Genomic DNA, 21329 nt, shown 5'->3' with positions numbered 1-21329 from the left:
TCCATGCCCTGGGCCAGTTATTTCGCCGTCTGTGCCGCGGTGATCAGTGTCGGGCTGGCCCTCGGGCTGAGTCTGCCGCTGGTTTCCCTGCGTCTGGAGGGCTGGGGCCATGGACCCTTCGCCATTGGCGTGATGGCGGCGATGCCGGGCATCGGCGTGCTGCTCGGCGCGTCTCTGGCCGGAGGCCTGGCGACGGGCTTCGGTGCGGCGCGGCTGATGCGCCTGAGTCTGCTGGTCGGGGCGCTGTCGGTGGCGCTGCTGGCCCTGCTGCCGAGCTACCCGCTGTGGCTGGCGCTGCGCCTGTGGCTCGGTGTGACCCTGACCCTGGTGTTCATCCTCGGCGAGAGCTGGATCAACCAGCTGGCCGTGGAGGCCTGGCGCGGCCGGCTGGTGGCACTGTACGGCACCGGCTATGCGCTGAGCCAGCTGTCCGGCCCGCTGCTGCTGAGCTGGCTGGGAACCGCCGGAGATGCCGGTTTCTGGGGCGCGGTGCTGCTCATGCTCGGCGGCACGCTGCTTCTGCTCGGCGCGCGCGGTGCGCCGCAGATGGATGCCCGCCCGGGCGTCGGGCGCGGTCTGCGTGGATTCTGCCGGCACCTGCCGACGGTGGCCTGGGCGGTGGTGCTGTTCGCCGCCTTCGAGACCATGATCCTCACCCTGCTGCCGGTCTACGGTCTGCGCCAGGGGCTGGACCAGGCGACCGCGCTGCGCATGGCCGGCGCGGTGGTGATCGGCGATGCGCTGCTGCAGCTGCCGCTCGGCTGGCTCGCCGACGGGGTGCCGCGCCGGGCCCTGTTCCGCACCTGCGGCCTGGTCCTGCTGCTGGTCAGCCTGGCGATTCCGGCGCTGCTGCAGAGCGCCTTCATCTGGGGGCTGCTGATCCTGTTCGGCGCCAGCGCGGGCGGTCTGTTCACCCTGGCCCTGATCCTTGTCGGCGAGCGCTTCCGCGATGCGGCGCTGGTCCGCGCCAACGCCCATGTGGCCCAGCTGTGGGGGATCGGCTGCCTGCTCGGACCGCTGGCCACCGGCGCGGCCAGCCAGTGGCTGAGCGGGCATGCGCTGCCGCTGCTGATGGCTGCCGGCGCGGCCGGCTTTCTCCTGCTGGAACTGCGCCGCACGGCTGCCGGCGAGGCCGCCTAGAGCCGTTTCACTGTACTCGGGCTCAAGGAGTGCCCGGACCCAGGCATGGGAGAGGGGCTGGGGGAGAGGGAGCTGAAGGCTGCGCGCCCAGAGATCGCTGCAGTCAGAGCAGGTTTTCCAGGCCGATCAGTTCTGCCAGCCAGGCGTGGAAATGGCGCCAGAAGCTGCCGGGCTCCGTTTCCAGCATGCGGCGTCGACCGTTGTCCTCGGCGATCCAGACCAGCCGCCGGCGCCCGTCGCGTTCCAGCAGACGCACCTCGTAGCTGATCGTCGGCCGCATCCCCGCCAGGGCCAGTTCGCGCATTCGCTCGGCCAGCACCGGGCTGTCCACCAGCACGCCGACCTCGGTGTTCCACAGCAGCGAGCGCGGGTCGAAGTTGAGTGAGCCGATGAACACCTTGCGCCGGTCGAAGATCGCCGCCTTGCTGTGCAGCGCGGAGGCCGAGGTGCCGCTCCAGCTGTAGCGCGAGCCGGAACCATGGCCCTGCCGGCGCAGCTCGAACAGGCGCACGCCATGTTCCAGCAGCGGCCTGCGGTAGGGCGCATAGCCGCCATGCACGATGGGCACGTCGGTGGCTTCCAGCGCGTTGGTCAGCAGGCTGACGCGCACGCCACCGTCGGCCAGGCCGGTCAGATAGACGAGACCGTCGGCGGCGGGCACCAGATAGGCGGAAATCATGATCAGCTCGCTGGAGACCTGCCGCAGGTCCGGTGCCAGTTGCGCGCCGAGCAGCAGGTGCGGCTCGGGGACTCCCTGGCTGAGCACCTTGGCGGGGGCATCCCAGAGCGCCACGCTGTGGGCCCAGGTCAGCCGTTCCAGCCAGTTCCGCAGGCGCGGCTCGCGCCGGTAGGCGGTCAGGGCGCCGTGCAGGTCCGGCTGCTCGACGGTGGCGCGGGTCAGCGAGCGCTGCAGGCGGGCGCGCAGCCGCGCCAGCGCCCGGGTCGAGGGCGGGCGGTACAGGAACTGCTGGATGGGCACGCTCAGGGCGCTGTTCCAGTACTGGTCGAAGCCATGCGCCAGATGCTCGGCGACCGGACCGGCGCCGAGCAGGTCGATGTCGGCGAAGTTCAGCTCCGGCTCGGCGTCGAAGTACTCGTCGCCAAGGTTGCGTCCGCCGACGATGGCCACGCAGCCATCGGTCACCCACAGCTTGTTGTGCATGCGCCGGTGCTGCTGGGAGAGATGCAGCAGGCGCCCCAGGCTGCGGGTGACCCCGTGGCTGCGGCCGAGGTGCAGCGGGTTGAACAGACGGATCTGGATGTTCGGGTGGGCGGCCAGCACGGCGATCTGGTGGTCGCGGCCGTCGCTGGTGGTGTCGTCGAGCAGGAGGCGGACGCGCACGCCGCGGTCGGCGGCCTGCAGCAGCTCTGCGGTGAGCAGCCGGGTGCTGAGGCCGTCGTGGGCGATGTAGTACTGCAGGTCGAGGCTGCGCTGGGCGTGGCGGAGCAGTTCGGCGCGGGCGGCGAAGGCCTCGTTGCCGTCGCTCAGCAGACGGAAGCCGGACTGCCCGGCCGGATGGCGCCCGGCTGCGGCCTGCACGGTCGCGCCGAGCCAGGTGCCCTGGGCCGGCAGGGCTGCGCTGGGCTGCCGCGGAACCTGGCCCGTGCAGCCGGCCAGGCAGAGCAGGACCAGCAGGACGAGGATGCGCACATCGATCCTCCGGAAAAACGCCGATCGCTGCGTGTCAGCATAGCTCCCTGAGCCGCTGCCACAGCATGCCCAGGGCCAGCAGCGGCGCGCGCAGGCGCGGGCCGCCGGGGAAGCGGCGGTGCGGCACCCGGGCGAACAGGTCGAAGCCGCCGCCCTGCTGCCCGGCGATGGCCTCGGCGAGCAGCCGGCCGGCCAGGTGGGTGGCGTTCAGCCCGTGGCCGGAATAGCCCTGGGCGTAGTAGACGTTGGGCTGCCCGGGCAGCCGGCCGATCTGCGGCAGGCGGTTGGCGCCGATGCCGATCATCCCGCCCCACTGGTAGTCGATCCGCACCCCGGCCAGTTGCGGGAACACCTTGAGCATCTTCGGCCGCATGTAGCCGGCGATGTCCCGCGGGTCGCGCCCGGAATAGTGGCAGGCGCCGCCGAACAGCAGGCGGCGGTCGGCGGACAGGCGGAAGTAGTCGAGCACCACGCGCTGGTCGCAGACCGCCAGGTTCTGCGGCAGCAGCTCGGCGGCCAGGGCCGGGGAGAGCGGCTCGGTGGCGATGAGGTAGCTGCCGGCCGGCAGTACCTTGCCGGCCAGCGCCGGTTCGAGGTCGCCGAGATGGGCGTTGCCGGCGAGCACCAGGCTGGCGGCGCGGACCCGGCCGCGGGCGGTGTGCACGCAGACTTCGCGGCCGTGGTCGATCTTCGTCACCGCCGAGCGTTCGAACAGCCGTACGCCGAGCGCCTGCGCCGCGGCGGCCTCGCCGAGCAGCAGCCTGAGCGGATGCAGATGGCCCGAGCCCATGTCCAGCAGGCCGCCGCAGTAGCGTTCGGAGCCGATCACCTCGTGCATCTGCCCGGCCTCCAGCAGGCGCAGCTCGTGGCGGTAGCCGAGCGCCTGCAGCTCGGCGCATTCCGCCTGCAGGTGCGCGACATGCCGCGCCCGGGTGGCCAGGTCGCAGTAGCCCCAGGTCAGGTCGCAGTCGATGGCGTGGCGCTCGATCCGCTGGCGGACGATCTCCACCGCCTCCAGCCCCATCAGTTTCAGGGCGCGCACGCCGTCCGCGCCGAGCAGCGGGCGGAAGCGTTCCAGATCGTGGCCGAGGCCGCGGATCAGCTGCCCGCCGTTGCGCCCGCTGGCCCCCCAGCCGAGCACCCGCGCCTCCAGCAGGACCACCGAGAGGCCGCGCTCGGCCAGTTCGAGGGCGGCGTTGAGCCCGCTGAAGCCGCCGCCGACCACGCACACGTCGGCGCGCAGCTCGCCCTCCAGAGCCGGAAACGCCGGCAGCGGGCCGGCCGTGACGGCGTAGTAGGACGGTGCGTGGTTGTCCGCAGGGGCGGGCGAGCCCGCTGGCGATGCGTTCATCGGCGACTCCTCATTCCGGCACTGGCAGTTCCAGGCTTTCCTTGACCTCTTCCATGACGATATAGCTCTTCGACTCGCGCACATGGGGCAGCCTGAGCAGGATGTCGCCGAGCAGCTTGCGGTAGGAGGCCATCTCCGAGATGCGCGCCTTGAGCAGGTAGTCGAAGTCGCCGGAAACCAGATGGCATTCCAGCACCTGGGGCAGCTTCAGCACCGTCCGGCGGAACTCCTCGAAGATGTCGCCGGACTTGTAGGCCAGGCTGATCTCGACGAACACCAGCAGGCCGGCGCCCAGGTACTGCGGGTTGAGCCGCGCCGCATAGCCGAGGATGAAGCCTTCGCGCTCCAGGCGGCGGACCCGCTCGGTGCAGGGGGTGGTGGACAGGCCGACCCGCTCGCCCAGCTCGGTGAGCGAGATGCGTCCCTCCTGCTGCAGGATGCGCAGGATGTGGCGGTCGATGCGGTCCAGTTCGCGGCGGCTCTGGTGCTGGGTTCTCACATGGATTTCTCCGGGCGAAGGTGCCCGTTTCCGGAAAATCACCTGAATATAGACGTTCAAATAGTGCAAGCCACTGGCTTGGGCTTTTTATACTGGAGACATTCAAGGTTTGCAGCTTGCAGGGGGAAACCGTCATGCGCGTACTGGTACTGGGCAGCGGAGTGATCGGCACCACCACGGCCTACTATCTGGCCCGGGCCGGTTTCGAGGTGACGGTGGTCGACCGCGCCGAGGGGCCGGCGATGGAAACCAGCTTCGCCAACGCCGGCCAGGTGTCGCCCGGCTACGCCTCGCCCTGGGCGGCGCCCGGTGTGCCGCTCAAGGCCTTCAAGTGGCTGCTGCAGCGCCACGCGCCGCTGGCCATCAAGCCGACCGCCGATCCCCGCCAATACCTCTGGCTGGCGCAGATGCTGCGCAACTGCACCGCCGCGCGCTATGCGCTGAACAAGGAGCGCATGGTGCGTCTCTCCGAGTACAGCCGCGACTGCCTCGACGAGCTGCGCGCCGAGACCGGCCTCGACTACGAGGGCCGTCAGCTGGGCACCACCCAGCTATTCCGCACCCAGCAGCAGCTGGACGCCGCGGCCCAGGACATCGCCGTGCTGGAGCGCTCCGGGGTGCCCTACGAGTTGCTCGACCGCGCCGGCATCGCCCGCGTCGAGCCGGCCCTGGCCGGCGTCGCCGACAAGCTCGCCGGCGCCCTGCGTCTGCCCAACGACCAGACCGGCGACTGCCGGCTGTTCACCAGCCGCCTGGCGGAGCTGGCCGCCGGGCTCGGCGTGGAGTTCCGCTTCGGCCGGCACATCGAGGGTCTGGAGAGCGACGGCGGGCGCATCGCAGGCGTGCGCATCGACGGCCGCCTGGAAAGCGCCGACCACTACGTGCTGGCCCTCGGCAGCCATTCGCCGCAGCTGCTCGCGCCGCTGGGCATCCGCGCGCCGATCTATCCGCTCAAAGGCTACTCGCTGACCATTCCCATCGTCGATCCGGCCCTGGCGCCGACCTCGACCATCCTCGACGAGACCTACAAGGTCGCCATCACCCGCTTCGATCAGCGCATCCGCGTCGGCGGCATGGCCGAACTGGCCGGCTTCGACCTGTCGCTCAATCCGCGCCGGCGCGAAACCCTCGAGCTGGTGGTGGGCGACCTCTATCCCCGCGGCGGCGACCTGGCCCGCGCCGAGTTCTGGACCGGCCTGCGCCCGGCCACCCCGGACGGCACGCCGATCGTGGGCGCGACCCGCTACCGCAACCTGTTCCTCAACACCGGGCACGGTACACTGGGCTGGACCATGGCCTGCGGCTCCGGCCGCCTGCTGGCCGACCTGCTGGCACGCAAGCGCCCGCAGATCAGCGCCGCAGGCCTCGACATTTCCCGTTACGGCAACTCCCAGGAGAACTCCACCCATGTCCATCCGGCGCCTGCGAACTGAAGCGCGCTACAGCGAAATCGTCGTCCACAACGGCACTGTCTACCTGGCCGGGCAGCTGGCGGACGACTACGGCGGCGGCATCGAGGAGCAGACCCGGCAGACCCTGGCCAACGTCGACCGGCTGCTCGCCGAGGCCGGCAGCGACAAGTCGCGGCTGCTCTCGGTGACCATCTACCTGAAGGACATGGCCGCCGACTACGCCGGCCTCAACGCGGTGTGGGACGCCTGGCTGCCGGCCGGCTGCGCGCCGGCGCGGGCCTGCGTCGAGGCCCGGCTGTACAGCGATGACGCCCGGGTGGAGATGACGGTCGTCGCCGCGCTGCCCTGAGGCTCACCCTTACCCCTTCGAGAGCAACATCCCATGCGCCCCGCCCGTGCCCTGATCGATCTTGCCGCCCTGCGCCACAACTACCGGTTGGCCCGCGAACTGGGCGGCGCCCGCGCCCTGGCGGTGGTCAAGGCCGATGCCTATGGGCACGGCGCGCTGCGCTGCGCCCAGGCTCTGGAAGGCGAGGCCGACGGCTTCGCGGTGGCCTGCATCGAGGAGGCGCTGGAGCTGCGCGAGGCTGGCATCCGCGCGCCGATCCTGCTGCTGGAAGGCTTCTTCGAGGCGGACGAGCTGGAGCCGATCCAGCGCCACGACCTGTGGTGCGTGGTGCATTCGCCCTGGCAGCTGGAGGCCATCGAGCGCACGCCCCTGGCGCGGTCCTTGACCTGCTGGCTGAAGCTCGATTCGGGCATGCACCGGGTCGGCTTCGCGCCGGCCGACTACCGGGCGGCCCATGCGCGCCTCGCAGCCAGCGGCAAGGCGGCGAAGATCGTCGCCATGAGCCATTTCGCCCGCGCCGACGAGCTGGACAGCCCGCGGGTCGCCGAGCAGCTGGCGCAGTTCGCGGCGGCGACGGAGGGCTTCGACGGGGAGTTCAGCCTGCGCAACTCGCCGGCGCTGCTCGGCTGGCCGCAGCTGTTCCGCCGCGGCCAGGAGGGCGAATGGCTGCGCCCGGGGATCATGCTCTACGGCGCCACGCCCTTCGAGCACTACCAGGCGCAGGCGGCCCGGCTGCAGCCGGTGATGACCCTCGAGTCGAAGATCATCAGCGTGCGCGAGCTGCCGGCCGGCGAGCCGGTGGGCTACGGCGCGCGCTTCGTCAGCCCGCGGCCGACTCGCGTCGGGGTGGTCGCCATGGGCTATGCCGACGGCTACCCGCGACACGCGCCGGACGGCACGCCGCTGGCCGTCGACGGCCAGCCGGCGCGGCTGATCGGCCGGGTGTCGATGGACATGCTCACCGTGGACCTCACCGAGCTGCCCCGGGCCGGCCTCGGCAGCCGGGTCGAGCTGTGGGGTGCCCAGGTGCCGGCCAGCGCGGTGGCGGCGGCGGCCGGCACCATCGCCTACCAGCTGTTCTGCAACGTGCGGCGGGTCGCCCGCGTCTGGCACGGCTGAACGGAATTTGCGGCGGAGCGTTGTAAATACTGAACGCCGTTGCCATCATTAACCGCAACTGGTTCAGGCTCCCGAGAGGATTCCCGCCTTGGACGTCGGTGTTCGACTGCAATCCATACGCAAGCTCAAAGGCCTCTCCCAGCGTGAACTCGCCAAGCGTGCGGGCGTCACCAACAGCACCATCTCGATGATCGAGAAGAACAGTGTCAGCCCCTCGATCAGCTCCCTGAAGAAGGTTCTCGGCGGCATTCCCATGTCGCTGATGGAGTTCTTCTCCCACGACCTCGAGGCGGAAACCTGCGCCCCGGTGGTCTACCGCGCCGCCGAGCAGGTCGAGCTGTCGCGCGGACCGCTGAGCATGCGCCTGATCGGCAAGGACCATCCCGACCGGGCGCTGGCCTTCCTCTCGGTGACCTATCCGCCGGGCGCCGACAGCGGCGAGACGCTGCTGGTCCGCGACGGCGAGGAGGCTGGCATCCTCGTCGAAGGGCGCCTGGAACTGCAGGTCGGCGAGCAGCGCTACATCCTCGAGAGCGGCGATGGCTACTACCTGGTTGCCGGCCAGCCGCACCGCTTCTGCAATCCCTTCGCGGCGCCGGCGCGACTGCTCAGCGCCGCCACGCCGGCGCATTGCTGAGCGGCGCACTGGGTCGCCGGGCCGCAGGCCCGCCTTGTGTCGACTTGTTTCGGCCTGCCTTTCATAAGGTTATACTGCCGCCCGCTCGCGAAAACCCGTGGCCGCGGGCGCACGTAACCAGCCACGATGAGGGGGGTAAGGGTGAATCTGATCAAGATGTTGGCGGCCCCGGTCGCCGTGCTGTCCCTGTGGGCGGCGAGTGTCCAGGCCGCGACCGACGCGGAAATCGCCGAGCGTCTCAAGCCGGTCGGCGAGGTCTGCGTGGCCGGCCAGGAATGCAAGGGCGTCGCTACCGCGGCTGCCGGCGCCGCCGGCGGTGGTGCGCGTAGCGGCGACGACATCGTCGCCAAGTACTGCAACGCCTGCCACGGCACCGGCCTGCTGAACGCGCCGAAGGTCGGCGACGGCGCCGCCTGGACGGCCCGCGCCGATGCCAAGGGCGGTCTCGACGGCCTGCTCAAGTCGGCGATCGCCGGCCTCAACGCCATGCCGCCGAAAGGCACCTGCGCCGACTGCTCGGACGACGAGCTGAAGGACGCCATCGGCAAGATGTCCGGTCTCTGATCGCGACCTGGCCGAGGACGAAGCCGCCTGCGGGCGGCTTCGTCGTTTCTGCTCACTCCAGAAAGCTGACCTGGCCGCCCGCCAGCGAGGCGATTCGCGCCAGGGATTCGACCCGGTAGCCCTGCTCCTCCAGCGCCCGGCGGCCGGACTGGAAGGACTTCTCGATGACGATGCCGATCCCGACCAGGTTCGCCCCGGCCTGGCGGACGATGGCGGCCAGCCCCAGCGCGGCCTGGCCGTTGGCCAGGAAGTCGTCGACGATCAGCACCCGCTCGCCGGCCGCCAGATGGCTGGCGGATACGGCCACCGTGCTCTCCACCTGCTTGGTGAAGGAATAGACCCGGGCGGTCAGCAGGTTGTCGGTCAGGGTCAGCGAGCGGTGCTTGCGGGCGAACACCAGCGGCACGCCCAGTTCCAGCGCGGTCATCAGCGCCGGCGCGATGCCCGAGGCTTCGAGGGTGAGCACCTTGTCGATGCCCTGGTCGCGAAAGCGCCGGGCGAACTCCCGGCCGATCGCCTGCATCAGCGGCGGATCGACCTGATGGTTGAGGAAGGCATCCACCTTCAGGACCTGCTCGGAGAGCACGCTGCCGTGCTCGCGGATTTTTCGCTTCAACTGCTCCATGACACTGCCTCGAATGAGCCGCAAGCCGCCTGATGGACCCGCGGGAGCGCCGATCGACGCACAGTACAGGGCGACGTGGGCGGGCGAAAGAGCAGACAAAAAGAGGCCGGCGGTGGAACGCGCCACCGCCGGCCAGCGTCGTTTCCGGGCGGCGAGCGTCCGGGGGCATGAGCGTCAGACCACGGGGGCAGGCTCCAGGGTTACGCCGACCAGGCCGATGCTGGCAGCATCGCCGTCGCCGTCGATGATCTGCCCGTTGAAGGCGAGATCGATTTCCTGGCCGACCGCGCCAACCTCGACGTCGCCGATGGCGAAAGCGTCCTTGCTGCCCACGGCCTCGGCGTTGCCGATCTCCAGGCGGTTGAAGCCGTCTTCGGTGCTGACGAAGACCTGGTCGCGCAGATGGGCCTGGTTGGCGTTGGCGCCCTCCAGGTTGAGCACGATCACGTCGTTCTCTCCCCAGATGACGAAGCCGCTGTCATCTATCCCGTCGTGCTTCAGATAGGTCTTGGTGTTGTTCTCCGGGTCCTGGGAGTTGGTGATCACCGTGACGGCTATGATCTCGTCGGGGGTGCCGGTCGTCAGGTCCGCCGCGATGTCGTTGCCGCCGATCCCGCGACCCTCCTCGGTATCGATCGCCGTGATCCGCACATCCACCGGTCGGCCGGACTGGGTCTGCATGATGGTGAAGCCAACATTGTTGGCGTCATAGTGCGTTGCGGTCGGGATGGTGCTGATATCGCTGCCGCCCTGGTTGGCCGAAATCCCCAGATCGACGAAGTCCAGACGCAGGAATTCCGCCGGCGTATCGGTGGTGGCCGCGTTGATCCACTGGTTGTTGGCCGCCAGGTCGTCCGAGTCGTTGTTCACCGTGGTCACATTCGGGACACCGCCGGTGACCAGCAGGTCCTTGTCGGCGAACTCGTCGCCGGCCACTCCCAGCCAGCTGAACTTGCCTGCCCGTGCAGTGGCGAAGTTGTCGAAGTCGAACGAACCGTCGTCGATCCTGGCGAACATCGCGATGCTGTACTCGCCGCTGGTGCTGTCCATGGTCATGGTGAACACCGTCGTCGCACCTGCGGAGGCGGTGAGCATGTGGGTGCCGAAGCCGCTGAGGGTGATCGCCACGTTGTTGGAGGTGAGAGCGTTGCCGGCCGTGTCTTTGAGCGCTGCTCCGTTTGCCAGTATCTGGTTGTTCATGCCGGTGAACACCAGGCTGCCCTTGTCATCCGAGCCGAAGTTGGCGGCAAAGCTCTCCGGCGAGTCGTCATCCAGGGCGAAGGCTTCGGACTCGCCCGCGGCGTTGACGATGCTGCCTGCCACCGGTGAGAGGGGGAGCGGCCCGTCGTCGTCGAAGCTGAACACCGAGGTCGCGTCGTCGGCGAGCAGGATGGTGTCGGAAGCGACGACGGTGTCGCCCTCGGCATCGCTGCGGGTGACCTGGTACTGCAGCTCCAGCGCGCCTGCGGGTAGCAGCAGCGCCACGGCCTCGTCGAACAGGGTGTCGTTGCCGTTGTCCAGCGCCTCGATCAGGGTGGTCTGCAACTGCAGCACGCCGCCGCCGACGTCGACGATGGCGATGGTGAACACCGTGTGGCCATCGGTGTCCTTGCCGCTCAGCTGGGTGGCGCTGTCGGCGAACAGGGTGATGGCGCCGCCGTGGGTGGCGCTCAGGCTGGTGGCGAGGCCTTCGGGCGGCACGCCGACGAAGCTCAGCAGCGGGGTGAGGGTGCCGGCGCCGTCCGAGCCGTAGTCGCCGGCGGCGCTGAACAGGCTGACCAGGCCGCCGGCCACGGTGGTGGTGACTTGGGCCAGGTGGCCATTGTCGTCGTTGACGTAGGTGTCGGCGGTTTCGCCAGCGGCATAGCGGTCGCTGGCGCCGGTGGTCTCGTCGAGTTCGACTTCCAGCTGTGCGGCGGCATTGGCGACGGCGCTCACCGTCTGGGTCGGCCCGTCGTCGTCGAAGCCGAAGACCGAGTTTTCGTCGTCGGCGAGCAGGATGGTGTCGGAGGCGACGACGGTGTCGCCCTCGGCATCGCTGCGGGTGACCTGGTACTGCAGCTCCAGCGCGCCTGCGGGTAGCAGCAGCGCCACGGCCTCGTCGAACAGGGTGTCGTTGCCGTTGTCCAGCGCCTCGATCAGGGTGGTCTGCAACTGCAGCACGCCGCCGCCGACGTCGACGATGGCGATGGTGAACACCGTGTGGCCATCGGTGTCCTTGCCGCTCAGCTGGGTGGCGCTGTCGGCGAACAGGGTGATGGCGCCGCCGTGGGTGGCGCTCAGGCTGGTGGCGAGGCCTTCGGGCGGCACGCCGACGAAGCTCAGCAGCGGGGTGAGGGTGCCGGCGCCGTCCGAGCCGTAGTCGCCGGCGGCGCTGAACAGGCTGACCAGGCCGCCGGCCACGGTGGTGGTGACCTGGGCCAGGTGGCCGTTGTCGTCGTTGACGTAAGTGTCGGCGGTTTCGCCGCTGGCGTAGCGGTCGCTGTCGCCGGTGGTCTCGTCGAGTTCGACGGACACCGTCGTGGTGCCGGCCGTCACGGTCTGACTCGGCCCGTCGTCCTCGAAGTTGATATGGCTGCCGACCTCGGCCTGGTCGCCTACCTGGCCGCCGAGGCGGATGTCGCCGAGGTCGAAGGTCTTGTTGCCGCCGCTGCCGCTGACGTTCTGCACGCTGAAGCGATCGAGCATGCCGTCGACTGCGAACTCGACGCGGTAGTTGTCCAGCAGGCCGGTGATCTTCACGCCATCCCCGTCGATGGCGAAGCTGACGCCGCTGTCGTCACCTGAGGTCACCTCCCCGTCGCGTAGCCAAGTGCGCACCAAAACCTCGGCGACGTTGGGGTCGTCGGAGACCAACCAGACCTTGATGCTGATGATGGTCTTTGGCGTGCCATCGATGTTGCCGTCGGTGTAGTCGTCCGTCGCGGCCCCATCACCGTCGGGCGGGGGCGGATTCTTGCCCACTTCATCCGAGTCATAGGCAACGACCATGGCATCCACACGGTTGGTCGGACCGCCCCCCACCTGGACCAGGGTGAAGCCAGCGCTCGGGCCTTCCACGCGCTCTTTGAAATCGATGTTGGCCAGATCGTCGGCGCTGGTCTGGGTCGGCGTGGTCTGCCCTTTGACGAAGTCGACGATTATCCCGTCGGTATCGCCGATCGACTGCGCGTTGCTGCCGATGCCGAAGTCGCTGGTATTGACGGTGTCTATGCCCCGCTCAAAGCCAGTGAACAGGAGCTGGATTCCCGTCTCGGGATCGGTCACCAGGTTCCAGTCGTTCTGTCCGGCTGCAGCGGTGGAGAAGTCGTCGAAAGCGACGTCCTGGACGGCATCGACGAACACCAGACCGGTGAGGTCGACGGCCTCGTCGAAGGAGCCGTTATCGGGATGCTCGATCGCTTCGTATTGAACGATGGTGACTCGCGCGCCGCCGGGATCGCCGACGGTCGGTTCTATCTTCTCCAGGACCAGCGCGAAGGCGACCCGCTCATTCGCTCCCCCCCGGTCGGCATAGCCGAAGATGGTGGTGGCGTTGATCCAGACCAGGGTGATGGGGTCGCCGCCAGCGGTCGTGCTCAAGGCGCTCAGCACCTCGGTAACCACGGTTTCGCCATTCTTCAGGGTGAACTTGAGGCTCGGGTCCACATCGGCCTCGAAGGTCAGCACCTGGTTCTGCGCCGCCTCGATGGCTTCGCCGGCGGCGGGGGCACCCAAGGTGTCCAGGGTGCCGAGCAGCGTGGCGATGGAGCTCAGCAGTATGTCGTCGTCGTTGTTGTCCTCGGTGGCCGTGGCGACGCCGCTGGTCTGCAGCCCCTCGCTTTCGTCGATGGTGACGTCGTTGACGTAGATGATCTCGTCTTCGCCAGTTTCGAAGATGGTGCCCATGGTCAAGCTCCTGCTCGATAGAGGGTTTGGGGAACTTCGTCCACTGAAGTGGCAGTTCCAGTCCTATCGATACGGACCGACCGACGTGCTCGTCGCACGGTTGAGGCAGCCTGGCTGTCTTGGGCAAGACCCTGGGCTTTCCGGCCCCGCATCACTGCGGGTGTGGCTTTGACTAATACGTGCGACAGCTTCCGCGAAAACTCCGCAACGTCTCGAGGTGATGGTTTCTAGGTGCGGCGGACTGCTGCCACAGTCCGCCGCGTCAGTGTCCAGGCCATGCAGGCAGCCATGTACATGCATGTCAGTGTGCAATCACGGGCTGGCACTCTGCAGCTGAGTCTAGCCAAGGTCTGGCGATGCGATAGCAGAAACCCACTCGATCTTCGATGCCGGCAAATATCGATATTTGCCAGCGATCAGAAGATAAATGGCTGGATTCAGGTGGGTATTTTCGTTTTGTCATCCGGGGCGGGAAGGTCTTTCCGACCAGCGGACCTGCCGCTTCGCCTGCCCCGGCTGGCCAGTATTTCGCCTGCTGTCACTGCCCGCTCAGCCGCTTGGCGAAGGATACCGCGTAGGCGGGCGAGCGGAAGCGCAGGATCGGATCGTCGGTCGGGGCGATGCCCTCGGCCATCACCAGCGGGTCGAAGTTGATCTTCTCGCAGGCGGCGCCCTTCTGCGGCATCGCCGCGCTCAGGGTCAGGGTGCCGACCTTCACCTGCTCGCGGTGCTCCGGCCAGGCCTGGGTCGGGTCGTTCTCCGGGTCGCCGGACTGGCCAATGCTCACCAGCATGTCCCAGCGCAGCGGCCCCCGGGCGGTGCGCTCGATCAGCCGCTGCTCGAGGAAGTTGGCCGGCAGGCTCTTCAGCTCCTCGTCGGAGAGCTGCTTCTCGCCGTCCTCGGGCACGAAGCGCCAGCGCACCAGGGTGGCCTTGCCGGTGTCGTCGACGAACTTGAAGGTGTGGATGCCGAAGTAGCTGCTGTTGGCGAAGCTCGGCGGCGGGTTGTGTTCGGCGAGAAATTGCGCCTGCGCCCGGCTGTCCGGGTGGCTGGCCTTGAAGGCTTCGAGTTTGGCCGGGTCGGGTTTGCCAGTGGCCGGGTCGGGCTTCAGGGCGACGATCTGGTCGAGAAAGGTTTTCGGATGCGCCGCGCCGAAGACCGGGGTGTTGAGCATGGTCATGTGCTGCAGGGCGCCGCCGGGCAGGCGGAACTCCAGGGCCATGCCGCGTGGCGACCTGGCCGTGTCGGGGACCTTGGGGTTGCCGCCTGGCAGCGAGAGGCGCGCGACGACCGGCACGGGCTGTCCGGAAAACAGCGCCGAGCGCGACCAGCTGGCCGCGGCGGGCAGGCCGACGAACTCGCCGGTCGCACAGGTTCCCTTGATGTGGTTGCGCCGCTCGCCCGGCGTCACGCCGAAGGTGTCCTCCAGGGCGGAGACCACCTGCTCCGGGGTCACGTCGTCCTGCGCCGCCATGCCGAAGGGGGCGGCCAGTCCCAGGCCGGCGGCCAGCAGCCAGCCCGGCAGATCTTTCCTCTGCATCTTGTTTTCCTCGTTGTCCCTGATTGAAGAACCGCCGTGGCGGATACGGCACTCTTCATGCCAGCAGCCGGTTGCGGATATGACAAGGCCGGCCGCCGTGTGTGCGGGAGGCGTGCAGGCTGTTTCTCGTGGACCATGGTCCAATAGACCGCGACGGCCTGAGCCACCCGCCCGCAGCCGTTCAGGCGCGGAATCGCGCTCTGTGCCGGCGGGCAGGTCGACGGGCGCTGGGTGGCAATGCGGTGTCGGGGACTTCGGGCGCCGGAGTCGGCCGATCGAGCGGCTCGGGCGGGCCGTCAGGACGCTTCCCAGTGCACGGGACAGGCGTGAGAGGCTTCGAGCCGTTCTGCCTCGACCAGAGCCTGGGCTTCCGAGTCCCATATGGCTTCCGAACAGCGCACGACGCTGCTCTCTGCGTCGTGGAAAACGAGGTCGAAGGTTGGCCAGCCATACTGGGCGGAAATATCGCGAACCTGGAAGCGGCGGGAGGAGGAGTGGGGGATGGCACTGGCTTTCATCATTTTTATTCTAGTTTGTCGATTTTCGTGAAAATGGCAGGCCGAGAGGTTGCTGAACCTTTCGACCTGAGTTCCTTCTGTCGGCGGCTCGGCTCCATCCGCACGCGATGGTCGTGCAGACTTGGCAGGCGCCCGAGGGCTTGGTGACTTCATCGGATAAGAAACGGCGAGTAGTGAGGACGTCCCTGTTTCCGTGATGCCTGGTTCTCCCTATGCTCCGACCCTGCTGAACCGCACGCTGGCAAAGTCCCTGGCCGCCATCCTGGCCAGCCTGTGTCGATCCGTCAGCGCGGAAGCGACTGTAGTGCGGCAGCCGTCCCGAATAAATCCGCAAGGTTCTCAAGCCGTTGTAGGCAATGGCTTACAGTGCGCGCGGGTAAGAACGTTTGGGGCCGCCATCGGGGGCGCAGTTCAAGCGCCGATGGTGCCGGGCGATCCGCACCAACCGACGCCGCCGAGAGCAGGGCTCGGCAACTGGCCCAACGCGGGCATGAGAACTATCGGCTTGCGCGAACGGGAGCCGCGGGGGCTGTGCCTCATTGCGCCGGTATGCCGACTTGCAGTGGCAGCAGGCGCGGGAAATCGAGGCGCACGGACCGAACCGCGTGGTGTGTCGCCCAGGTCGTGACAGCTGAAACCGCTCGGACGAGGAGACGAGCCATGCGAGTCCCCCTCTGCCAGGGATGGCCAATTTCTTGCCTGAATATCATCAGCTCCACCGAGAGCTTAAGGATGATTCGGGAGGTCCCCGAAGGAGGCGCGAAATTGAAACCGGTTGTGGTTTTTTTCGAGGCCCTGGTCGAGTGGGCAGACGATCCCCGGCGCTGGATCCGGCTCTTGCGGCAGGTGGGCCTCACTCTGGGTGTCATCGGCGTCCCGTACGCCTGCTCGAGCCTCTACCATGACAACGCGCAACGCCATGTGGATGCCGCGCTGGACATGGCCTTGGAGGATTGCGCGCTCAATCGCATGGTGGTGGCCGATGCGCACACGCTGCCCCAATACAAGGCTTGCGTGAAATCTTTGGTGCGCCGGTACGGCCAATGAGAAGAAATTGACGTCCGGTGCGCCAGGGGCAGGCCGGTGACGATGTTCGGGCGCCGGATCGCTGCAGTCTTGAGCCGGTGTTTCATGTGCACCCGCTGTGGCGGGTGGTCTCAGCGCTTGAGCATCGCCCTTATGTCCGCCAGGGCGTTCTTGCCCCGCGCCGCCCTGGCCTCCACCGGCGCATCCTCCTGGCCTTCCCAGGCCAGGTCGTCCTGCGGCAGTTCGGCGAGGAAGCGGCTGGGCGCGCAGTCGATGATCTCGCCGTACTGCTTGCGCTTGGCGGCGAAGGTCAGCACCAGGTTCTGCCGGGCGCGGGTGATGCCGACGTAGGCCAGGCGGCGCTCCTCCTCGATGGTGTCGGCCTCGATGCTGGAGCGGTGGGGGAGGATTTCCTCCTCCACGCCGATGATGAACACATGGGGGAACTCCAGGCCCTTGGAGGCGTGCAGGGTGAGCATCTGCACGCCCTCGGCGCCTTCCTCCTCTTCCTGCTGGCGTTCCAGCATGTCGCGCAGCACCAGCTTGCCGATGGCCTCCTCGATGGTCATTTCGCCGTCCTCGTCCTTCTCCAGCGTGTTCTTCAGCGCCTCGACGAGGAACCAGACGTTGCCCATGCGCACCTCGGCGACCTTGTCGCTGGAGGCGTTCTGCCTGAGCCAGTTCTCGTAGTCGAGGTCCATCACCATGCTGCGCAGGGCGGCGATCGGGTCGTGCTGCGCGCACTGCTGGCGCACGCCGTCCATCCAGCGGGTGAAGCGCGCCAGGCGCTCGCAGTAGCGGCTGTCGAGGTGCTGGGCGAGGCCCAGTTCACCGGCGGCTTCGTAGAGCGAGAGGTTGCGCTCGCCGGCGTAGTGGCTGAGCTTTTCCAGGGTCGCCGAGCCGATCTCGCGGCGCGGCACGTTGATCACCCGCAGGAAGGCGTTGTCGTCGTCCGGGTTGACCAAGAGGCGGAAGTAGCTCATCAGGTCCTTCACCTCCTGGCGGGCGAAGAAGCTGGTGCCGCCGGAAAGGCGGTAGGGGATCTGGTAGTGCTGCAGCTTGAGCTCCATCAGCCGCGACTGGTAGTTGCCGCGGTAGAGGATGGCGAAGTCGCTGTAGGGCCGGCCGGTCTTCAGGTGCAGGGTGAGGATCTCCATGGCCACCCGCTCGGCCTCGGTTTCCTCGTTGCGGCAGCGGATCACGCGGATCTCGTCGCCGTGGCCCATCTCGCTCCACAGCTGCTTGTCGAACACGTGGGGGTTGTTGGCGATCAGCACGTTGGCGCATTTCAGGATGCGGCTGGTCGAGCGGTAGTTCTGCTCGAGCATCACCACCTTCAGCGAGGGGTAGTCCTCCTTCAGCTGCATGAGGTTTTCCGGACGCGCGCCGCGCCAGGCGTAGATCGACTGGTCGTCGTCGCCGACCACGGTGAACTGGTGGCGCATGCCGACCAAGAGCTTCACCAGCAGATACTGGCTGGCGTTGGTGTCCTGGTATTCGTCGACCAGCAGGTAGCGGATGCGGTTCTGCCACTTCTCCAGGACGTCCGGGTGCTCCTGGAACAGCTTCACCGGCAGCAGGATCAGGTCGTCGAAGTCGACCGCGTTGTAGGCCTTGAGGGTGCGCTGGTAGTGCAGGTAGACGATGGCGGCGGTCTGCTCCCTGGGCGTGCGCGCCTTGTCGAGCGCCTCCTGGGGGAGGATCAGGTCGTTCTTCCAGGCGCCGATGTAGTTCTTGATCTCGTCGACGCCGTCGTCGCCTGCGTACTCCTTCTGCATGATGTCGGTCAGCAGGGCCTTGATGTCGCCCTCGTCGAAGATCGAGAAGCCGGGCTTGTAGCCGAGCCGCGCGTGCTCCTTGCGGATGATGTTGAGGCCGAGGTTGTGGAAGGTGGAGACGGTCAGGCCCTTGCCCTCGGCGCCGCGCAGCAGGCTGCCGACACGCTCCTTCATCTCGCGGGCGGCCTTGTTGGTGAAGGTCATGGCGACGATGTGCCGGGCCTGGATGCCGCACTGCTGGATCAGGTAGGCGATCTTGCGGGTGATCACGCTGGTCTTGCCGGAACCGGCGCCGGCGAGCACCAGGAGCGGGCCGCCGACGTAGGTCACGGCTTCCTGTTGGCGCGGGTTGAGTCGGGACATGGCAGACCTCGCAGGACGGGACGGCCGGGCATTCTAGCAGCCCCGGCCGGCGCCTTTTCAGCGGGCTTTGGCCCGCCGATCCGGCTGGTCGTCCCTGAGCCCCGTGCCCAGCGCCGTTCATGCCATTCGCGGCCGTTCGTGCGGGCGCAGGTCGAAGACCAGCACCTCGGCCTGCTCGCCGTCGGCGAACTCCAGCCGCTCGGCGTGGCGAATGCGCAGGCCGTCGCCCGCCTCCAGGCGCTGGCCGTTGACGCTCAGCGCACCGCGCGCCAGGTGCACGTAGGCGTGGCGCTGCCCGCCGAGTTCCAGGCTGGCCCGTTCCGCGCCGTCGAACAGCCCGGCGTAGACCCGGGCGTCCTGATGGAGGCGCAGCGAGCCCTGCTCGCCGTCCGGCGAGAGGATCAGCTGCAGCCGGCCGCGCTTGTCCTCGGCGGCGAAGCGCTGCTGCTGATAGCCCGGCGTCACGCCCCGGACGGCCGGGACGATCCAGATCTGCAGGAAGTGCACCGGCTCGCGGGGCGAGGCGTTGTACTCGCTGTGGGCAATGCCGGTGCCGGCGCTCATCAGCTGGATGTCGCCCGGGCGGATCAGCGAACCGTTGCCCAGGCTGTCCTGGTGCTCGAGGGCGCCGTCGAGCACGTAGGAGAGGATCTCCATGTCCCGGTGCGGATGCCGGCCGAAGCCCTGGCCGGCGGCGACGCGGTCGTCGTTGATCACCAAGAGGTCGGAGAAGCCGACCTGCTCGGGGTCGTGGTAGTCGGCGAAGGAAAAGCTGTGGCGGGACTGCAGCCAGCCGTGGTCGGCCTGGCCGCGCTCGCTGGAGCGGCGCAGTTCGTGGGTGTTCATCTCGGATTCCTCGGTCGGCGAGGCCCGGCCGGAGCCGGGCGGGAAGCTTCAGGCGTGGGCGATGCGGCGGCTACGGTAGGCATCCAGGCTCAGGGCGCCGGCGCCGAAGGCGGCCACCTGCAGCAGCCCGCCGGCGATCGCCAGGTTCTTCAGGAAGTGGATGAGCTGGTTCTGGTCACCGAACTGGTTGTGGAACGCCAGGGCTGTCGCCAGGGTGAAGCCGGCCATCACGGCGGCGACCAGGCGGGTGCGGTAGCCGACCAGCAGCGCCGTGGCGAAGCCCAGCTCGATCAGCAGCGCGGCCGCCAGGGCCAGCGTGGGGAAGGGCATGCCGGTGCTGCCGATATAGCCGAGGGTGGCGGCCGGGGCGGCGGCCTTGCCCAGGCCGCTGACGATGAACAGCGAGCCCAGCAGGGCGCGGCCGGCGAAGGCGGTGGCGGTGTGGATGGCGGTCGGGGTCGAAAGGGTCATGTCCGTATCTCCTGGTCGGTAGGGGTGCCTTGTCTTGCACCGTGAGTACAGACTAGTGTCTCTTCCCGATTCGATTAAGATGCCGAAAAGCGCAATATCGTCTACCCAGGAGTGATAATGAACCAGCTCGAGGACATGCGTCTGTTCGTCGCCGTGGTGGACGGCGGAAGCTTCACCGCTGCGGCCGAGGCGCTAGGGCTGTCCAAGCAGTTCGTCAGCCGCCGGCTGATGGGCCTGGAGGCAAGGCTGGGCGTGCGCCTGCTCAACCGCTCGACCCGCCGGCTCGCCGTCACCCCGCTGGGGCTGCTCTACTGCGAGCGGGCCCGGCAGATCCTCGACGACGTGGAGGCGGCCGAGCAGGCCATCCTGCAGCTGCGGGCGACGCCGCGGGGCACGCTGCGCCTGTCGGCGCCGATGTCCTTCGGCACCCTGCATCTCGGTCGCCTGCTGCCGGGCTTTCTCGAGCGCTACCCGGAGGTCGCCGTCGAACTGGACCTGAGCGACCGGCGGGTCGACCTGCTCGAGGAGGGCTACGACATGGCGGTGCGCATCGGCGAGCTCGCCGATTCCACGCTGATCGCCCGCGCCCTGGCTCCGCAGCAGATGGTCACCTGCGCCAGTCCCGCCTACCTCGCTCGCCGCGGCGTGCCGCAGACGCCGGCGGAGCTGCGCGAGCACGACTGCCTGCTCTACGGCCACGGCAAGGGGGTGGAGTGGACCTACTGGCGCGACGGTCGTCCCGAGCGCGTCGGAGTGCGTGGCCGCTACCGGGTCAACAACGGCGAGCTGGTGCGCGACGCCGCCCTCGCCGGGCTCGGCCTCGCCTGGCTGCCGACCTTCATCGTCGGCCCGCAGCTGGCCACGGGCGCGCTGCTGCCGGTGCTCGAAGCCTTCCAGGGGCCGCCGACGAAGGTCTACGCGGTCTATCCGCAGCATCGCCAGGCCTCGGCCCTGGTTCGCGCCTTCACCGACTATCTGCACGAAGCCCTGAGTCGCTGACAGGGGCTCGATCAAGACCGTTCCACAGCGCTGCATCCTGTTGTCGGCAATAATGGCCAGTTAATATCGGCGGCCGACATGTAGACGCCGAGTGCGCAGGAGGAAGGGCAATGGAGTGGTGGCATTGGGTCGTCGGCGGGATCGTGCTGATCCTGCTGGAGCTGGCCATACCGGCGTTTTTCGTGATCTGGTTCGGCCTCGGCGCCCTGCTGGTGGCGGGCGTGCTGCTGCTGGCCGGCGCGCTTTCGCTGACCGCGCAGCTGCTGGTCTGGACGCTGAGTTCGCTGGCGATGACCGCGCTGTGGTTCGGCGTGTTCCGGCCTGGCCGGCAGACGACGCGGATCGGCACGGCGGCCGGCGAGACGATCGGCGAGGTGGGTCTGCTGGTCAGCGCCGTCGCGCCCTTCGAGCGCGGCCGGGTGCGTTTCCAGAAGCCGGTCCTCGGCGCCGAGGAGTGGGCCTGCATGGCCGAGACGGCGATTCCCGCGGGGCAGCGGGTGCGGGTGGTGTCGGTCGAGGGCAGCTACGTCAAGGTAGCCAAAGCCTGATCTTT

The 21329-nt window shown here is 68.3% G+C and carries 19 protein-coding genes and 1 riboswitch; of the genes, 9 read left to right on the top strand and 10 right to left on the bottom strand.

The genetic code is table 11. The annotated features are described in order from the left end of the window. Nucleotides 1-3 precede the first annotated feature (3 nt). The gene (locus ACG10_RS19630) at nt 4-1140 is read left to right on the top strand and encodes an MFS transporter (protein WP_089169956.1); all 1137 of its coding nucleotides are present in this window, start codon (nt 4-6) and stop codon (nt 1138-1140) included. A 103-nt stretch (nt 1141-1243) separates the two neighbouring features. Here the strand turns inward: ACG10_RS19630 and ACG10_RS19625 are convergent, their stop codons facing one another. The 3 genes from ACG10_RS19625 to ACG10_RS19615 are packed head-to-tail and all read right to left on the bottom strand — an operon-like array spanning nt 1244 to nt 4641. Further along, nucleotides 1244-2797 carry a phospholipase D family protein gene (locus tag ACG10_RS19625; protein ID WP_157731505.1) on the bottom strand — a complete coding sequence of 518 codons (1554 nt, stop codon included), beginning with the start codon at nt 2795-2797 and terminating at the stop codon, nt 1244-1246. A gap of 28 nt (nt 2798-2825) precedes the next feature. Then, the gene (locus ACG10_RS19620) at nt 2826-4142 is read right to left on the bottom strand and encodes an NAD(P)/FAD-dependent oxidoreductase (protein ID WP_089169496.1); all 1317 of its coding nucleotides are present in this window, start codon (nt 4140-4142) and stop codon (nt 2826-2828) included. 10 nt (nt 4143-4152) lie between these two features. Next, on the bottom strand, nt 4153-4641 hold the full coding sequence (locus tag ACG10_RS19615) for an Lrp/AsnC ligand binding domain-containing protein (RefSeq protein WP_089169495.1): 489 nt from the start codon (nt 4639-4641) through the stop codon (nt 4153-4155). A 134-nt stretch (nt 4642-4775) separates the two neighbouring features. On the opposite strand from ACG10_RS19615, the gene dadA reads away from it, so the two are divergent. From dadA to ACG10_RS19590, 5 genes are all read left to right on the top strand, one after another. After that, a complete protein-coding gene (gene dadA, locus ACG10_RS19610; RefSeq protein WP_089169494.1) occupies nt 4776-6074 on the top strand; it encodes a D-amino acid dehydrogenase in 1299 nt (432 codons plus the stop codon). Next, nucleotides 6049-6402, top strand: coding sequence for a RidA family protein (locus ACG10_RS19605; RefSeq protein ID WP_089169493.1), 354 nt, complete (start codon nt 6049-6051; stop codon nt 6400-6402). The genes dadA and ACG10_RS19605 overlap by 26 nt, the downstream gene beginning before the upstream one ends. 33 nt (nt 6403-6435) lie before the next feature. Continuing rightward, a complete protein-coding gene (gene alr, locus ACG10_RS19600) occupies nt 6436-7521 on the top strand; it encodes an alanine racemase (RefSeq protein WP_089169492.1) in 1086 nt (361 codons plus the stop codon). Nucleotides 7522-7609: 88 nt separating this feature from the next. Continuing rightward, nucleotides 7610-8158, top strand: coding sequence for a cupin domain-containing protein (locus ACG10_RS19595; protein ID WP_089169491.1), 549 nt, complete (start codon nt 7610-7612; stop codon nt 8156-8158). Nucleotides 8159-8299: 141 nt separating this feature from the next. Next, nucleotides 8300-8722 carry a c-type cytochrome gene (locus tag ACG10_RS19590; protein ID WP_332460682.1) on the top strand — a complete coding sequence of 141 codons (423 nt, stop codon included), beginning with the start codon at nt 8300-8302 and terminating at the stop codon, nt 8720-8722. Between the two features lie 52 nt (nt 8723-8774). Here ACG10_RS19590 and ACG10_RS19585 read toward each other — a convergent pair whose 3' ends face one another. The 4 genes from ACG10_RS19585 to ACG10_RS19570 form a co-directional block, all read right to left on the bottom strand. Then, complete coding sequence (locus ACG10_RS19585) at nt 8775-9347, bottom strand: xanthine phosphoribosyltransferase (protein WP_089169490.1); 573 nt, start codon at nt 9345-9347, stop codon at nt 8775-8777. Between the two features lie 174 nt (nt 9348-9521). After that, nucleotides 9522-13235 (bottom strand): hypothetical protein, encoded by a 3714-nt coding sequence (locus tag ACG10_RS19580; RefSeq protein WP_089169489.1) that lies wholly within the window; start codon nt 13233-13235, stop codon nt 9522-9524. 101 nt (nt 13236-13336) lie between these two features. Beyond that, nucleotides 13337-13412: riboswitch (cyclic di-GMP riboswitch) on the bottom strand. A gap of 361 nt (nt 13413-13773) precedes the next feature. Further along, a complete protein-coding gene (locus ACG10_RS19575; RefSeq protein WP_089169488.1) occupies nt 13774-14775 on the bottom strand; it encodes a catalase family peroxidase in 1002 nt (333 codons plus the stop codon). A gap of 296 nt (nt 14776-15071) precedes the next feature. Continuing rightward, complete coding sequence (locus ACG10_RS19570) at nt 15072-15293, bottom strand: hypothetical protein (RefSeq protein ID WP_089169954.1); 222 nt, start codon at nt 15291-15293, stop codon at nt 15072-15074. Between the two features lie 660 nt (nt 15294-15953). Between ACG10_RS19570 and ACG10_RS19565 the strand changes: the two genes are divergently transcribed. Then, nucleotides 15954-16340: a hypothetical protein gene (locus tag ACG10_RS19565; protein ID WP_232487145.1), complete on the top strand. Its 387-nt coding sequence runs from the start codon at nt 15954-15956 to the stop codon at nt 16338-16340. 110 nt (nt 16341-16450) lie between these two features. Here ACG10_RS19565 and rep read toward each other — a convergent pair whose 3' ends face one another. From rep to ACG10_RS19550, 3 genes are all read right to left on the bottom strand, one after another. Beyond that, nucleotides 16451-18460 carry a DNA helicase Rep gene (gene rep / locus ACG10_RS19560; protein ID WP_089169487.1) on the bottom strand — a complete coding sequence of 670 codons (2010 nt, stop codon included), beginning with the start codon at nt 18458-18460 and terminating at the stop codon, nt 16451-16453. A gap of 117 nt (nt 18461-18577) precedes the next feature. Next, on the bottom strand, nt 18578-19306 hold the full coding sequence (locus tag ACG10_RS19555) for a pirin family protein (RefSeq protein ID WP_089169486.1): 729 nt from the start codon (nt 19304-19306) through the stop codon (nt 18578-18580). Nucleotides 19307-19354: 48 nt separating this feature from the next. Then, nucleotides 19355-19777, bottom strand: coding sequence for a DoxX family protein (locus ACG10_RS19550; RefSeq protein WP_089169485.1), 423 nt, complete (start codon nt 19775-19777; stop codon nt 19355-19357). Nucleotides 19778-19894: 117 nt separating this feature from the next. On the opposite strand from ACG10_RS19550, the gene ACG10_RS19545 reads away from it, so the two are divergent. Both ACG10_RS19545 and ACG10_RS19540 read left to right on the top strand, forming a co-directional pair. Next, nucleotides 19895-20776, top strand: a complete 882-nt coding sequence (locus ACG10_RS19545; protein WP_089169484.1) for a LysR family transcriptional regulator — start codon at nt 19895-19897, stop codon at nt 20774-20776. A gap of 110 nt (nt 20777-20886) precedes the next feature. Beyond that, nucleotides 20887-21324 (top strand): NfeD family protein, encoded by a 438-nt coding sequence (locus ACG10_RS19540; RefSeq protein WP_089169483.1) that lies wholly within the window; start codon nt 20887-20889, stop codon nt 21322-21324. Nucleotides 21325-21329: the final 5 nt, after the last annotated feature.

It is taken from the genome of Azotobacter chroococcum, assembly GCF_002220155.1.
Classification (GTDB): Bacteria; Pseudomonadota; Gammaproteobacteria; order Pseudomonadales; family Pseudomonadaceae; genus Azotobacter; species Azotobacter chroococcum.
This window is presented reverse-complemented; position numbering and strand designations above follow the sequence as displayed.

Coding starts and splice junctions, on each gene's coding strand:
- ACG10_RS19540 (WP_089169483.1), top strand. CDS start 20,887: ATGGAGTGGTGGCATTGGGTCGTCGGCGGGATCGTGCTGATCCTGCTG.
- rep (WP_089169487.1), bottom strand. CDS start 18,460: ATGTCCCGACTCAACCCGCGCCAACAGGAAGCCGTGACCTACGTCGGC.
- ACG10_RS19575 (WP_089169488.1), bottom strand. CDS start 14,775: ATGCAGAGGAAAGATCTGCCGGGCTGGCTGCTGGCCGCCGGCCTGGGA.
- ACG10_RS19550 (WP_089169485.1), bottom strand. CDS start 19,777: ATGACCCTTTCGACCCCGACCGCCATCCACACCGCCACCGCCTTCGCC.
- ACG10_RS19570 (WP_089169954.1), bottom strand. CDS start 15,293: ATGAAAGCCAGTGCCATCCCCCACTCCTCCTCCCGCCGCTTCCAGGTT.
- ACG10_RS19545 (WP_089169484.1), top strand. CDS start 19,895: ATGAACCAGCTCGAGGACATGCGTCTGTTCGTCGCCGTGGTGGACGGC.
- ACG10_RS19630 (WP_089169956.1), top strand. CDS start 4: ATGCCCTGGGCCAGTTATTTCGCCGTCTGTGCCGCGGTGATCAGTGTC.
- dadA (WP_089169494.1), top strand. CDS start 4,776: ATGCGCGTACTGGTACTGGGCAGCGGAGTGATCGGCACCACCACGGCC.
- ACG10_RS19565 (WP_232487145.1), top strand. CDS start 15,954: ATGCGAGTCCCCCTCTGCCAGGGATGGCCAATTTCTTGCCTGAATATC.
- ACG10_RS19580 (WP_089169489.1), bottom strand. CDS start 13,235: ATGGGCACCATCTTCGAAACTGGCGAAGACGAGATCATCTACGTCAAC.
- ACG10_RS19620 (WP_089169496.1), bottom strand. CDS start 4,142: ATGAACGCATCGCCAGCGGGCTCGCCCGCCCCTGCGGACAACCACGCA.
- ACG10_RS19555 (WP_089169486.1), bottom strand. CDS start 19,306: ATGAACACCCACGAACTGCGCCGCTCCAGCGAGCGCGGCCAGGCCGAC.
- ACG10_RS19585 (WP_089169490.1), bottom strand. CDS start 9,347: ATGGAGCAGTTGAAGCGAAAAATCCGCGAGCACGGCAGCGTGCTCTCC.
- ACG10_RS19605 (WP_089169493.1), top strand. CDS start 6,049: ATGTCCATCCGGCGCCTGCGAACTGAAGCGCGCTACAGCGAAATCGTC.
- alr (WP_089169492.1), top strand. CDS start 6,436: ATGCGCCCCGCCCGTGCCCTGATCGATCTTGCCGCCCTGCGCCACAAC.